Consider the following 12,423-nt stretch of genomic DNA (forward strand, 5'->3'; position numbering starts at 1 on the left):
GCAGATCCGGAGTTGCCGGCCAGCGGCCGGCGCTACCGTTCGGGTTCCGGCTCCACCGGTACGATCGCCGCCTCGCCATCTTCCGCACCCGGCGAACGCACATCTGCTGTGCGTGCACGTGGACCGCGCGGCATGTCCAGTTCGTCTGCATGCTGCAGCCGCGCACGCACCTGCGGCAGCGACTGCGGATGCTCACGCGCGAGGAAATCGAGCATGCGTTCGCGCACCAGGCAACGCAGATCGAAGGCATCGCCGGAGCTGCGCGCGCTGACCAGCAGGCGCACCTGGATCGCACGCTCGCTGGTCTCGGTCACCTGGGTCACACAGACCCGGCCATCCCACAATGCTTCGCCGCGACAGATGCGCTCCAGCTCAGCACGGATCGCCGCAATCGGCGCACGGTAGTCCAACCACAGGAACGCGGTGCCGAGCAGATCGGCGCTGCGCCGTGTCCAGTTCTGGAACGGGTTTTCGATGAACCAGGTCAGCGGCACCACCATCCGCCGCTTATCCCAGATACGCACCACCACGTAGCTGCTGCCGATCTCCTCGATGCGCCCCCACTCGCCCTCGACGATCACCACGTCATCCAGCCGGATCGGCTGCGTCACCGCGATCTGCAGGCCAGCGATCAGGTTGCCGAACACCGGCTTGGCGGCGATACCCGCCACCAGGCCGATCAGGCCCGCCGAGGCCAGCAGCGCGGTGCCGATCTTCTGCACCATCGGGAACGTCAGCAGTACCAGCGACGCGCCGAGCACGATGATGGCGCCCATCAGAACGCGGCTGAGCACCCGGGTCTGGGTCTGGATGCGGCGTGCCTCCAGATTGTCGGAGACATCGATGGGATGACTGCGCAGGATCGCGCGCTCACCCGCCGCCACCGCGCGCACCAGCAGCCAGATGAAGCATGCGGTCAGCGCGATGTGCAGCACATGCTGCAGGTTGCCCAGCACCGGATCCTGCAGCGGCGTGGCCTGCAATGCGGGGATCAACAACAGCAGCGGCCATGCGGTGGCCAGCGGCAACCCGAGCACACGTCCGATGCGTGCGCGCCGGCGATCACGCCCTTTCAGTCGATGGTAGATCCACAGGATCAACCACGCGCCGATGCCGCCCACTACAACGGCCAATCCCAACGGCCATGCGTAGGCCTGTGCGCTTTGCCAGTGCACCGTTGCCACCTCCACTCGAACAGCAGGCGGACAGCCTCGCGCATGGCGCATGAGCGTCACGTCAGTCGTTCGTAAGGAGGGTGTTGGTCGGCAGGGCTTGCAGCCCTGCACCTGCTGCGAGCCGAAGCAACAGCAACAGCAACAGCCGAAGCAGAAGCGGGTTTCCTGTGGGGTGGCGGGGCGGGTCCGGTTGCGGGGGACGCTGCAAGTACGTCCATGTAAGCTCGGTCGCCGCATCCATGCGGCTCACGCCCCCGCAACCGGACCCACCCCGCCTTCGACAGTTTTCTGCGATCTGTCGGCATTTTTTGTAGAGCCGAGCCATGCTCGGCTCAAATCTCACAGATATCGAAACATTCGATTTCCATAGTGATTCATCCACGCATGGCGTGGATTACCGTGTCGACCAAGGTCGACACCTACCAACAGCCGCCGGAATCTGCCAGAGGCGGGGCGGTGTGGATAGGCAGGACCGTTGGCGCCATGGATGGCGCCATCGAGCCCCCATGGATGGGTTTACGGCGTGTCCTGACTACCCACACCGCCCCGCCATCCCACGGAATATCCGCTTCTGCCGTTGCTGTTGAGGTTGCCGGCCAGCGGCCGGCACTACAGCAGGTGCAGGGCTGCAAGCCCTGCCGAAAATCCCTTACCGCACTTGTTCCTGCTTGCGCACGATCGCCATCGCGATCTCCAGCGACTGCTCGTAGTTCAACCGCGGGTCCACCGTCGAGCGATACGCGCGCTCCAGGTCACGCTCGGTCAGTTCGCGCGCGCCACCGGTGCACTCGGTCACGTCTTCGCCGGTCAGCTCCAGGTGCACACCGCCCAGTCGCGTGCCTGCGGCCGCATGCAGATCGAACGACATCTCCACTTCGCCACGCACATTGTCGAAGCGGCGCGTTTTGAAGCCATTGGCGGTGCTTTCGGTATTGCCGTGCATCGCGTCGCACACCCACAGCACGCGGCGGCCATCGCGCTTGACCGCATCCAGCAGCGGCGGCAGCTTCTCGGCGATCTGCGCTGCACCCATGCGGTGGATGAAGCTCAGTCGGCCCGGCTCATCATGCGGGTTGAGCACATCGATCAGGCGCAGCAGCTGGTCCGGCGTCACCGACGGGCCCACCTTGATCGCAATCGGGTTGCGCACGCCACGCAGGTATTCCACGTGCGCGCCATCGAGCGCGGCCGTGCGCATGCCGATCCACGGGTAATGCGTGCTCAGGTTCAACCAGCCCTGCTGGCGCGGCACCTGCCGGGTCAGCGCCTGCTCGTAGGGCAGCAGCAGCGCTTCATGCGAGGTGTAGAAGTCGATGCGGTTGAGGTTGTGCACGCGGGCCCCGGCCAGGGTTTCCATGAAGTGCACCGCATCACCAATCGACGCCACCATCTTCTGGTACTCGGCAGCCAGCGGCGAATGCCGCACCCACTCCAGGTTCCAGTACTCCGGATGGTGCAGGTCGGCGAAGCCGCCATCGATCAGCGCCCGCACGAAGTTCATGGTCATCGCCGAATGTGCATGCGCCTGCAGCATCCGCTTCGGGTCCGGCAGGCGCGCCGCCTCGGTGAACGCCGGCGCATTGATCACATCGCCACGATAGCTGGGCAGGGTCACGCCGTCGCGGGTCTCGGTATCGGCCGAACGCGGCTTGGCGTACTGGCCGGCGAAGCGGCCGACCCGGATCACCGGCTGGCGCAGGCCATGCACCAGCACCAGGCTCATCTGCAGCAGCACCTTCAGCCGGTTGGAAATGGTGCCCGATTCGCAGTCGCTGAAATTCTCGGCGCAATCGCCGCCCTGCAGCAGGAAGCGCTTGCCTTCCTGGGCCTCGGCCAGCTGCTGCTTCAGCGCCAGGATTTCCCACGAGGTGACCAGCGGCGGCAGCCGCTTCAGTTCGTGCAGAGCGGCATCCAGCGCCACCGGGTCCGGGTAGGTCGGCATCTGCAGCGCGGTCTTGCCACGCCAGCTCTCCGGCGACCAGGCGGCGCCAGTGGCGGCTGCGGCGGGATCGGGCACGGGCGGAACGGCGGACAGGCTCATTGCAGACTTCCGGGATGGGGGGCGGTCATGGTCGCAGAGCCAGCCGCTGGCGCAAAGCACCGGGCGCCGTCTGCACATGACTGAACGCCGGGGAAAGCGCATCGCGATCGGCCACAAACCGCATGGCCACGGCCGCCCGGACAGGTGCATGATGCGCCTCGCGCTGTTACGAAGTAACACTCCATCCCCACCGGCCCCTTCCACAGCCCATCCGCCATGAAGCCTTCCCTGCTCGCTACCAGCATCACCTTCGCCCTGACCCTGGCCAGCCTGCCCTCCCTCGCCGCGGCTGCCGATGCCACCCCGGTGGATGCCACCCCGGTGAAGGACCTCGACACGGTCACCGTCAGCGCCCAGCTCGACCAGGCCCGCAACGCGCTGTCGCCGGACATCGGCAGCAGCCAGTACCAGATCACCGCCGAGGACATCCAGAAGCAGCCGCTGGGTGCCTCTGCGCCGCTCAGCCAGGTACTGCTGCAGGCACCCGGCGTCGTCCAGGACTCCTATGGCGGCGTGCACGTGCGCGGCGACCACGCCAACCTGCAGTACCGGATCAACGGCGTACTGCTGCCCGAATCGATCTCCGGCTTCGGCCAGACCCTGGACGCGCGCACGATCAAGAGCATCCGCCTGATGGATGGCGCACTGCCGGCCCAGTTCGGCGAGCGCACCGCGGCGGTGGTCGACATCACCACCCGCAGTGGCGCCGAGCTGGGCAATGGCGGCAGTGCCGGGCTGACCGCGGGCTCGTTCGGCAAGATCAACCCGAATGCCTCGTGGTGGGGCAACCAGGGACGCTGGAGCTGGTTCCTGACCGGCAATTACGACCAGAACGAGGTCGGCCTGGAGAACCCCACCAACTCGCGCAAACCGCTGCACGACGACACCCACCAGGGCAAGGCCTTCGCCGACCTGACCTACCTGGTCAACGAGAACACCCGCCTGAGCGTGTTCGCCGGCTTCGCCAACAACCGCTTCCAGATTCCGGTCAATCCGGGGCAGACGCCACAATTCGGCTATCTCGATACCACCACCTTCGATTCCAGCCAGCTGGATGAGACCCAGCGCGAGACCACCCGCTTCGGCATGCTGGTACTGCAGGGCACGCTGGGCAGCACCGCCTACCAACTGTCGGCCGGGCAGCGCTACAGCGATGTGGCGTTCAATCCGGACGTCATCGGCGACCTGGTGTTCAGTGGCGTCGCCTCGCAGGTTCAGCGCAGCAACCGTGCCAACACCCTGCAGGCCGACTTCTCCACACCACTGGGCAACGACCACACGCTGCGCTACGGCTTGTACGGCAACTACGAGAACGCGCGGGCCAGCAACAGCAGCTGGGTGTTCCCGGTCGATGACACCGGCCAGCAGTCCAGCACCACGCCGCTGCTGATTCCTGACCGCAGCGCCTTCCATGCCAGCACGCTGGCGTTGTACGTGCAGGATGAATGGAAGATCGGCGACGACTGGACCGTGAACTACGGCCTGCGTGGTGATCGCTACAAGGCCTTCGGCCGCACCGAGGGCCAGCTCAGCCCGCGCGTGGGCGTGGTCTGGAATGCCAGCGACAGCACCACCGTGCACGCCGGCTACTCGCGTTACTTCACGCCACCGGCCAGTGAGCTGATCGCCAGCAGCGATATCGCCCTGTATGACGGCACCACCAACCAGCAACCCAGTGGCGGCAACAACACGCCACTGGCGGAGCGCAGCGACTACTACGACATCGGCGTCTCGCAGCAGCTGGGTGAACACCTGACCCTGGGCCTGGACGCTTACGACCGCCGCGTCGCGCGCCTGCAGGACGAAGGCCAGTTCGGCGCCGCCTACATCTACTCGACCTTCAACTACCGCCGCGGCCATATCCGTGGCCTGGAGTTCAGTGCCGACTACAGCAACGGTCCGTTCAGCGCCTACTTCAACGCGGCCTACAACAAGGCGATCGGCACCCAGGTCATCACCAGCGAGTACAACCTCGATCCAGATGCGCTGGCCTATGTGGCCGACCACTGGATCCACCTCGACCACGACCAGAAGCTGACGTCGTCGGGAGGGCTCAGCTACGCCTTCGCCGGGCACAACCGGATCGGGGCCAACTACGTGTTCGGCAGTGGCCTGCGTTCGGACATCGAGGGCGTGCCCAACGGTGGCGAGCTGCCGTCGTACCTGCAGGTGAACCTCAGCGCCGGGCACGATTTCAATGCCGACAGCGGCCATCCACTGCATGTGCAGCTGGCGGTGATCAACGCTTTGGACCGCAGCTACCAGCTGCGCGATGGCGGTGGAGTCGGCGTGTTCGCCCCGCAATGGGGACCGCGCCGCGGCGCCTACCTGAGCCTGCAGCAGGACTTCTGAGGAGACAGGGGTCGGATCCCTTTCCGCAGGAAAGGGCTCTGACCCCGCACCGGGAATGGGGTCAGAGCCCTTTGCGATGCAAAGGGATCCGACCCCGTTTCGCTTTCAGCGCTTGATCTTGCGCAGCGACACCACCAGCGCCCACAGCGCCAGCAGCACGAACCACACGGCCGACCACATCGGCATGGTCAGGCCGAGGAAGGTCCAGTCGATGTTGCCGCAGTTGCCAGTGCCGGTCAGCACCGTGCGGAACACTTCCAGCGGCCCCATGGTCTCGCTCAGGAAGGCCAGCGGCGGGCCACAGGTGGAACCCATTTCCGGCGGCAGCATCTGCACGTAGACGTGGCGCGCGGCGATGCCGACACCCACGGCCGCGGCAATGAAGGCCAGCACGCCATAGGTCGCGCGTCCCGGGCGGTTGGACGGACCATGCAGTGCACCGATCAGGAACAGCAGGCCAAGCGCGGCGAACGCCAGGCGCTGGAAGATGCACAGCGGACACGGCTCCAGGCCCATCTTCAGCTGCAGGAAGATCGCGTAGCCAAGCAGGCCCGCGCAGATCAGGAAGCCCAGGAAGAACTGGGCGCGGAAGGGCCAGCGCAGTGGATTCATCGTCAACGCTCGAATGGATCAGGCGCCAAGCGTAACCGAGAGTGCGCGCCATTCGAACCGCCACAGGTGACGCCTGTCGGAACGGTGTGGGTCAGAGCCCTGTCCTGCGGAAAGGGATCCGACCCCGGAAACGCAAAAGCCCGGCAGAGGCCGGGCTTTCGCTGTGTCGCATTGGAGCGGTCCGATTACTCGGCCACTTCCTCGGCCACGACCGGACGGTCAACCAGCTCGACGTAGGCCATCGGCGCGTTGTCGCCAGCGCGGAAGCCGCACTTCAGCAGACGCAGGTAGCCGCCCGGACGGTTCGCGTAGCGCGGGCCCAGGATGGTGAACAGGTTGCCCACGGCTTCATTGTCGCGCAGGCGGGCGAAGGCCAGACGGCGGTTGGCGACGGAGTCGACCTTGGCCAGGGTGATCAGCGGCTCGGCAACGCGGCGCAGTTCCTTGGCCTTCGGCAGGGTGGTCTTGATCAGCTCGTGCTTGAACAGCGAGGCGGCCATGTTCTTGAACATTGCTTCGCGGTGGGCGCTGGTACGGCTGAACTTACGGCCAGACTTCTGGTGACGCATGGTGATATTCCTTGGTTAATGATGAGGCTGTGCGGATCGTTGTCGCCATCCTGGCGTTGCTGCGCGGACTGCGGTTGGTCCTGGCCGCCCGTCCTGGACGACCTGCCACGCGAACCTGGGGTTCGTCATGGCATGTTGTGTTGCGTTGAAGGCCCCACCGCGAACGGTGGAGCCTTCAGGCATTACCGATATCAGCCCAGCATGCCGTGGCTGGCGACACCGGCCGGCGGCCAGTTCTCCAGCTTCATGCCGAGCGACAGGCCGCGCTGAGCCAGCACTTCCTTGATCTCGGTGAGCGACTTCTTGCCCAGGTTCGGGGTCTTCAGCAGCTCCACTTCGGTCTTCTGGATCAGATCGCCGATGTAGTAGATGCTTTCAGCCTTCAGGCAGTTGGCCGAACGCACGGTCAGCTCCAGATCGTCGATCGGGCGCAGCAGCACCGGATCCACGCCGTTGTTGGCCGGCTTGGCCGCACCGCGGTCGCGGTGCGTGAAGTCACCGAACACCGACAGCTGGTCGCTGAGGATGTCGGCGGCGGTGCGCACGGCTTCCTCGGCGTCGATGGTGCCGTTGGTCTCGATATCGATGACCAGCTTGTCCAGGTCGGTACGCTGTTCGACGCGGGCCGCTTCCACGGCATAGGCGACGCGGCGGACCGGCGAGAACGAGGCATCCAGGACCAGACGGCCGATGGCACGGGTTTCTTCGTCCGGACGACGACGCGCGGCAGCCGGCTGGTAGCCGAAACCACGTTCGATCTTCAGACGCATGTTGATCGCCGTATCCTTGGTCAGGTGGCAGATCACGTGTTCGCCGTTCAGGATCTCCACATTGTGGTCGACCTTGATGTCGGCAGCGGTGACAACGCCCGGGCCCTGCTTGGACAGGGACAGGGTGGCGCTGTCGCCGGAGTGCATACGGATGGCCACGTCCTTCAGGTTCAGCAGGACTTCGAGCACGTCCTCCTGCAGACCTTCGACCGTGGTGTACTCATGCAACACGCCGTCGATTTCGACTTCCGTGATGGCGAAGCCCGGGATGGACGACAGCAGCACGCGACGCAGGGCATTACCCAGCGTATGCCCGTAACCCCGCTCCAAAGGTTCGATAACGACCTTTGCACGGGTGTCGGTAAGGCGTTCGATCTGCGGACCGCGAGGACGCAGAACCTGGTTGGCGGTAACCGTCATGTTGCGGGTTCTCCTAGTGAACCCCCGGCCGTCGCCGGGGGCTCTCCAATGTGAATTACTTCGAATACAGCTCGACGATCAGCGCTTCGTTGATGTCCGCAGGCAGATCCGAACGATCCGGAACAGCCTTGAAGATGCCGGTGAACTTGCCGGAATCCACTTCAACCCACGACGGGCTCAGGTCATGCTGGGCGGCGACGGTCAGGGCTTCCTGGACGCGCAGCTGCTTGGCAGCCTTTTCAGACAGAGCGATGGCGTCGCCAGCCTTGACCTGGTACGAAGCCAGGTTGACCGACTTGCCATTCACGGTGACGCCGCGGTGCGACACCAGCTGACGGGCAGCCGGACGGGTCACGGCGAAGCCCATGCGGTAGACGACGTTGTCCAGGCGGGTTTCCAGCAGCTGCAGCAGGTTCTCGCCGGTGTTGCCCTTCTTGGTCGAGGCCTTCTTGTAGTAGTTGCGGAACTGACGCTCCAGCAGGCCGTAGATACGCTTGACCTTCTGCTTTTCACGCAGCTGGGTGGCGTAGTCGGACAGCTTGCCCTTACGGGCAGTGGCGCCGTGCTGGCCGGGCTTCTGCTCCAGCTTGCACTTGGAGTCCAGCGCACGCGCCGGGCTCTTCAGGGACAGGTCGGCGCCTTCGCGACGGGCGAGCTTACAGGTAGGACCGATATAACGAGCCATTTCTTATCGCTCCCTTTAGACGCGACGCTTCTTCGGCGGACGGCACCCGTTGTGCGGGATAGGCGTCACGTCGATGATGTTGGTGATCTTGTAGCCGACGTTGTTCAACGAACGCACGGCCGACTCACGGCCCGGACCCGGGCCCTTGATGCGGACTTCCAGCGACTTCACGCCGTAGTCCAGCGCAGCACGACCGGCCTTTTCAGCAGCCACCTGGGCAGCGAACGGGGTCGACTTGCGCGAACCGCGGAAGCCAGCGCCACCGGAGGTCGCCCACGACAGAGCGTTGCCCTGGCGGTCGGTGATGGTGACGATGGTGTTGTTGAACGAAGCGTGGACGTGGGCAACGCCGTCGGTGACGACGCGCTTGATCTTCTTCTTGGTCTTAGCAGCGGGCTTAGCCATTTCTCAGTCCCTTACTTCTTGATCGCCTTGCGCGGACCCTTGCGGGTGCGGGCGTTGGTACGGGTGCGCTGGCCACGCAGCGGGAGGCCACGACGGTGACGCAGGCCGCGGTAGCAGCCCAGGTCCATCAGGCGCTTGATCGCGATGCCGATCTCACGGCGCAGATCGCCTTCCACGATGTACTTGCCGACTTCGGCGCGCAGGCGCTCGATTTCCGGCTCCGACAGATCGCGGATCTTGGTGGTCGAAGCAACGCCTGCGACTTCGCAGACCTTCTTCGAACGGGTACGGCCGATGCCGTAAATGCTTTGCAACCCGACCCAGACGTGCTTCTGGGCTGGCAGGTTGACGCCTGCAATACGCGCCATGACGCGGTTCTCCAGCTGAGTGATGGCCGACAGCGCGCCTCGGGCACGCCAATCCGGCAGGATGGATCAAAAAAGTGAACTAGCGATACTAACAAGGTTCCGGTTTACATGGAAGCCCGTGAAACCATTGGTTTCATGAACCCGGCCTGGGGAGTGTGCCCAGGCTCCGGCGCCGGATGGGGTTGGACCTGGGGTTTCCCCCGGGGCCGCCCGCGCTACTCCAGCGCGGGACCACCTCATCACACCCCCACCCGGAACCGCTGCGGGGGCCGCCCTTCGTTTGTGTGGCCGGGGTCCGCGAAGCGGAGGGACCATCACGTCAGGAAGACGAAAGTATAACAGGCCAATCAGCCGCGGGCAAAACCGCCGCGGTTGCCGCCCTTCAGGTTGGCCTTCTTCAGCAGGCTCTCGTACTGGTGGGACATCAGGTGCGCCTGCACCTGGGCGATGAAGTCCATCACCACCACCACCACGATCAGCAGCGAAGTACCACCGAAATAGAACGAGGCATTCAGCTGCGTGCGCATCAGTTCCGGCAGCAGGCAGACGATCACCAGGTAGGCCGAGCCGGCCGCGGTCAGACGGGTCAGCACGCCGTCGATGTAGTCGGCGGTGGCCTTGCCCGGACGGATGCCCGGAATCAGCGCGCCCGACTTCTTCAGGTTGTCGGCGGTTTCCTGCGAGTTGAACACCAGCGCGGTATAGAAGAACGCGAAACCGGTGATCAGCGCAGCGAACACGATCATGTGCAGCGGCTCGCCCGGGCCCAGGGCATTGGCGACCTTCTGCAGGATCTGGCCGAAGCTGCTCTGGTTGGCGGCCTGACCGGACCACATGGCCAGGGTGGCCGGGAAGGCCAGCAGGCTCGAGGCGAAGATCGCCGGGATGACGCCGGCCATGTTGAGCTTCAGCGGCAGGAACGAAGTCTGGTTCATGTACGCGTTGCGACCGCCCTGGCGGCGCGCGTAGTTGACCGTGATCCGGCGCTGGCCACGCTCGACGAACACCACGAAGAAGGTGAAGGCGAGCACGACGATGGCGATCAGCAGCAGCTGGATGAACTGGATGTTGCCGTCGCGGTAGGCGTCGAAGGTGTGGATGACCGCACCCGGCAGGCCGGCGACGATACCGGCGAAGATGATCAGCGACACGCCGTTGCCGATGCCGCGTTCGGTGACCTGCTCACCGACCCACATCAGGAACATGGTGCCGGCGGTCAGCGCAACCACGGCGGTGAGCACGAAGCCCATGCCCGGTGCGTACACGACCGGAGCGCCCGACGGCGAGACCTGGCCCTGCAGGGCCAGTGCGATCGAACCGCCCTGCACCACTGCCAGCAGCACGGCGCCGATGCGCGAATACTGGGTGATCTTGCGGCGGCCGGACTCACCTTCCTTCTGCATCGCCTTCAGGGCGGGGAAGATGTGCACGGCCAGCTGCATCACGATCGATGCCGAGATGTACGGCATCACGTTCAGCGCGAAGATGCTGAAACGGTGCAGGGCGCCGCCCGAGAACATGTTGAACATGTCCACGATGCCGCCGCCCTGCTGTTGCATCATGGCAAGCATGGCATCGGGATTGACGCCCGGCACCGGCACGTAGCAGCCGATGCGATAGACGATCAAAGCCCCGACGACGAACAGCAAACGTTGGCGAAGTTCAGTGAACTTGCCCATTCCGCCCGCGAGGTTACCGATGCCAGCTTGCGCCATGATTTTCTTACTCCGTCACGCTGCCGCCGGCAGCTTCGATCGCGGCCTTGGCACCCGCCGTGGCAGCAATACCCTTCAGGGTGAACGCCTTGGTCACTTCGCCCTTGACGACGACCTTGGCCTTCTTTGCAGTGCTCGGGACCAGCTTGGCAGCACGCAGGGCGGCGAAGTCGATCTCACCGGCCGGCAGCTTGTCCAGCGCGTACAGCAGCACTTCAGCGGTGTCCTTGGCGATCGGCGAACGGAAGCCGATCTTCGGCAGACGACGCTGCATGGGGGTCTGGCCGCCTTCGAAGCCAGCCTTGATCTTGCCGCCACCCTTACGGGCGAACGAACCCTTGTGGCCGCGGCCGGCAGTCTTGCCCAGGCCCGAGCCGATACCGCGACCGACGCGGGTGCGCTCGGTGCGGGCGCCCGGTGCCGGGCTCAGTTCATTGAGACGCAGAGTCATGATCGATTACTCCTCAACCTTGACGAGGTAGTGAACGGTGTTGATCAGACCGCGAACCTGCGGGCTGTCCTTCAGTTCACGCACATCGTTGAGCTTGTTCAGGCCCAGAGCACGCACCGACAGGCGGTGACGCGACTGAGTACCACGCAGGCCACGCACCAGGCGCACCTTCACAGTCTTGTTGGACTCATTAGCCATGGTTGAGTTCCTCCACCTTCTTGCCGCGCTTGGCCGCGATGCGGGCCGGCGACTGCGCAGCAGACAGGCCCTTCACGGTGGCACGCACCAGGTTGATCGGGTTGCGCGAACCGGTGGCCTTGGCCAGCACGTTCTTCACGCCAACGGCTTCCAGCACGGCGCGCATGGCACCGCCGGCGATGACGCCGGTACCTTCCGAAGCCGGCTGCATGAACACGCGGGCTGCGCCGTGACCATCCTTGATGGTGTGCCACAGGGTGCCGTTGTTCAGGTCAACGCTGACCAGGTTCTTGCGGGCCTGTTCCATCGACTTCTGGATGGCGACCGGCACTTCGCGGGCCTTGCCATAGCCGAAACCGACCTTGCCTTCGCCGTCGCCGACCACGGTCAGGGCGGTGAAGGTGAACTGGCGGCCACCCTTGACGGTCTTGCTGACGCGGTTGACCGCGACCAGCTTTTCGATCATGCCGTCGTCGACTTTCTCTTCGCGGTTACGGTCGCGATCGCGACCCCGCTGCTGACGCTCTTCTGCCATTTTGATTCCTTGGTAGTTTGGGTATGTACGGCTCGGGGCCGCTTATGGTTGTGGAATGTCGCGTTGTTCCGGTGGGCCACTGCAGAAGAGTGGCGCCGTCCAGCCTCACTCAGGCGGGCGAGCAGGC

General features: G+C 64.8%; 13 protein-coding genes. 1 reads left to right on the forward strand and 12 read right to left on the reverse strand.

All coding sequences use genetic code 11. The features are described 5' to 3' along the window. Positions 1-32: 32 nt before the first annotated feature. Both VPH47_RS17190 and VPH47_RS17195 read right to left on the reverse strand, forming a co-directional pair. The gene (locus VPH47_RS17190) at positions 33-1,175 is read right to left on the reverse strand and encodes a mechanosensitive ion channel family protein (protein ID WP_368851350.1); all 1,143 of its coding nucleotides are present in this window, start codon (positions 1,173-1,175) and stop codon (positions 33-35) included. Positions 1,176-1,824: 649 nt separating this feature from the next. After that, positions 1,825-3,216 (reverse strand): class II 3-deoxy-7-phosphoheptulonate synthase, encoded by a 1,392-nt coding sequence (locus VPH47_RS17195; RefSeq protein WP_049421673.1) that lies wholly within the window; start codon positions 3,214-3,216, stop codon positions 1,825-1,827. A gap of 216 nt (positions 3,217-3,432) precedes the next feature. Between VPH47_RS17195 and VPH47_RS17200 the strand changes: the two genes are divergently transcribed. Further along, positions 3,433-5,568 carry a TonB-dependent receptor gene (locus VPH47_RS17200; RefSeq protein ID WP_368851351.1) on the forward strand — a complete coding sequence of 712 codons (2,136 nt, stop codon included), beginning with the start codon at positions 3,433-3,435 and terminating at the stop codon, positions 5,566-5,568. Between the two features lie 105 nt (positions 5,569-5,673). Here the strand turns inward: VPH47_RS17200 and VPH47_RS17205 are convergent, their stop codons facing one another. The 10 genes from VPH47_RS17205 to rpsE form a co-directional block, all read right to left on the reverse strand. Further along, a complete protein-coding gene (locus VPH47_RS17205) occupies positions 5,674-6,180 on the reverse strand; it encodes a disulfide bond formation protein B (RefSeq protein WP_180854762.1) in 507 nt (168 codons plus the stop codon). 185 nt (positions 6,181-6,365) lie between these two features. Continuing rightward, on the reverse strand, positions 6,366-6,749 hold the full coding sequence (rplQ, locus tag VPH47_RS17210) for a 50S ribosomal protein L17 (protein ID WP_005408217.1): 384 nt from the start codon (positions 6,747-6,749) through the stop codon (positions 6,366-6,368). A gap of 191 nt (positions 6,750-6,940) precedes the next feature. After that, positions 6,941-7,939, reverse strand: a complete 999-nt coding sequence (gene rpoA, locus VPH47_RS17215; protein WP_010483975.1) for a DNA-directed RNA polymerase subunit alpha — start codon at positions 7,937-7,939, stop codon at positions 6,941-6,943. A 55-nt stretch (positions 7,940-7,994) separates the two neighbouring features. Then, positions 7,995-8,624 carry a 30S ribosomal protein S4 gene (gene rpsD, locus VPH47_RS17220; protein ID WP_004145446.1) on the reverse strand — a complete coding sequence of 210 codons (630 nt, stop codon included), beginning with the start codon at positions 8,622-8,624 and terminating at the stop codon, positions 7,995-7,997. 15 nt (positions 8,625-8,639) lie between these two features. Continuing rightward, complete coding sequence (rpsK, locus tag VPH47_RS17225; RefSeq protein WP_004145443.1) at positions 8,640-9,029, reverse strand: 30S ribosomal protein S11; 390 nt, start codon at positions 9,027-9,029, stop codon at positions 8,640-8,642. Positions 9,030-9,040: 11 nt separating this feature from the next. Continuing rightward, the gene (rpsM, locus tag VPH47_RS17230; RefSeq protein WP_004154500.1) at positions 9,041-9,397 is read right to left on the reverse strand and encodes a 30S ribosomal protein S13; all 357 of its coding nucleotides are present in this window, start codon (positions 9,395-9,397) and stop codon (positions 9,041-9,043) included. A gap of 347 nt (positions 9,398-9,744) precedes the next feature. Further along, positions 9,745-11,112, reverse strand: coding sequence for a preprotein translocase subunit SecY (gene secY / locus VPH47_RS17235; protein WP_004154499.1), 1,368 nt, complete (start codon positions 11,110-11,112; stop codon positions 9,745-9,747). 7 nt (positions 11,113-11,119) lie between these two features. After that, entirely contained in the window at positions 11,120-11,563 is a 444-nt protein-coding gene (rplO, locus tag VPH47_RS17240) for a 50S ribosomal protein L15 (RefSeq protein ID WP_004154498.1), read from the reverse strand. Between the two features lie 6 nt (positions 11,564-11,569). Continuing rightward, entirely contained in the window at positions 11,570-11,761 is a 192-nt protein-coding gene (rpmD, locus tag VPH47_RS17245) for a 50S ribosomal protein L30 (RefSeq protein WP_004154497.1), read from the reverse strand. Further along, entirely contained in the window at positions 11,754-12,296 is a 543-nt protein-coding gene (gene rpsE / locus VPH47_RS17250; protein ID WP_004145411.1) for a 30S ribosomal protein S5, read from the reverse strand. Before rpsE ends, rpmD begins: the two co-directional genes overlap by 8 nt. Between the last annotated feature and the right edge of the window lie 127 nt (positions 12,297-12,423).

This window comes from Stenotrophomonas sp. WED208, assembly GCF_040984485.1.
Classification (GTDB): Bacteria; Pseudomonadota; Gammaproteobacteria; order Xanthomonadales; family Xanthomonadaceae; genus Stenotrophomonas; species Stenotrophomonas riyadhensis.

Bases quoted from the DNA above. Each gene is read 5' to 3' on its own strand.
- rplO (WP_004154498.1), bottom strand. From the start codon at position 11,563: ATGACTCTGCGTCTCAATGAACTGAGCCCGGCACCGGGCGCCCGCACC.
- rpmD (WP_004154497.1), bottom strand. From the start codon at position 11,761: ATGGCTAATGAGTCCAACAAGACTGTGAAGGTGCGCCTGGTGCGTGGC.
- rpoA (WP_010483975.1), bottom strand. From the start codon at position 7,939: ATGACGGTTACCGCCAACCAGGTTCTGCGTCCTCGCGGTCCGCAGATC.
- VPH47_RS17200 (WP_368851351.1), top strand. From the start codon at position 3,433: ATGAAGCCTTCCCTGCTCGCTACCAGCATCACCTTCGCCCTGACCCTG.
- rpsD (WP_004145446.1), bottom strand. From the start codon at position 8,624: ATGGCTCGTTATATCGGTCCTACCTGTAAGCTCGCCCGTCGCGAAGGC.
- VPH47_RS17205 (WP_180854762.1), bottom strand. From the start codon at position 6,180: ATGAATCCACTGCGCTGGCCCTTCCGCGCCCAGTTCTTCCTGGGCTTC.
- secY (WP_004154499.1), bottom strand. From the start codon at position 11,112: ATGGCGCAAGCTGGCATCGGTAACCTCGCGGGCGGAATGGGCAAGTTC.
- rpsM (WP_004154500.1), bottom strand. From the start codon at position 9,397: ATGGCGCGTATTGCAGGCGTCAACCTGCCAGCCCAGAAGCACGTCTGG.
- rpsE (WP_004145411.1), bottom strand. From the start codon at position 12,296: ATGGCAGAAGAGCGTCAGCAGCGGGGTCGCGATCGCGACCGTAACCGC.
- VPH47_RS17195 (WP_049421673.1), bottom strand. From the start codon at position 3,216: ATGAGCCTGTCCGCCGTTCCGCCCGTGCCCGATCCCGCCGCAGCCGCC.
- rplQ (WP_005408217.1), bottom strand. From the start codon at position 6,749: ATGCGTCACCAGAAGTCTGGCCGTAAGTTCAGCCGTACCAGCGCCCAC.
- rpsK (WP_004145443.1), bottom strand. From the start codon at position 9,029: ATGGCTAAGCCCGCTGCTAAGACCAAGAAGAAGATCAAGCGCGTCGTC.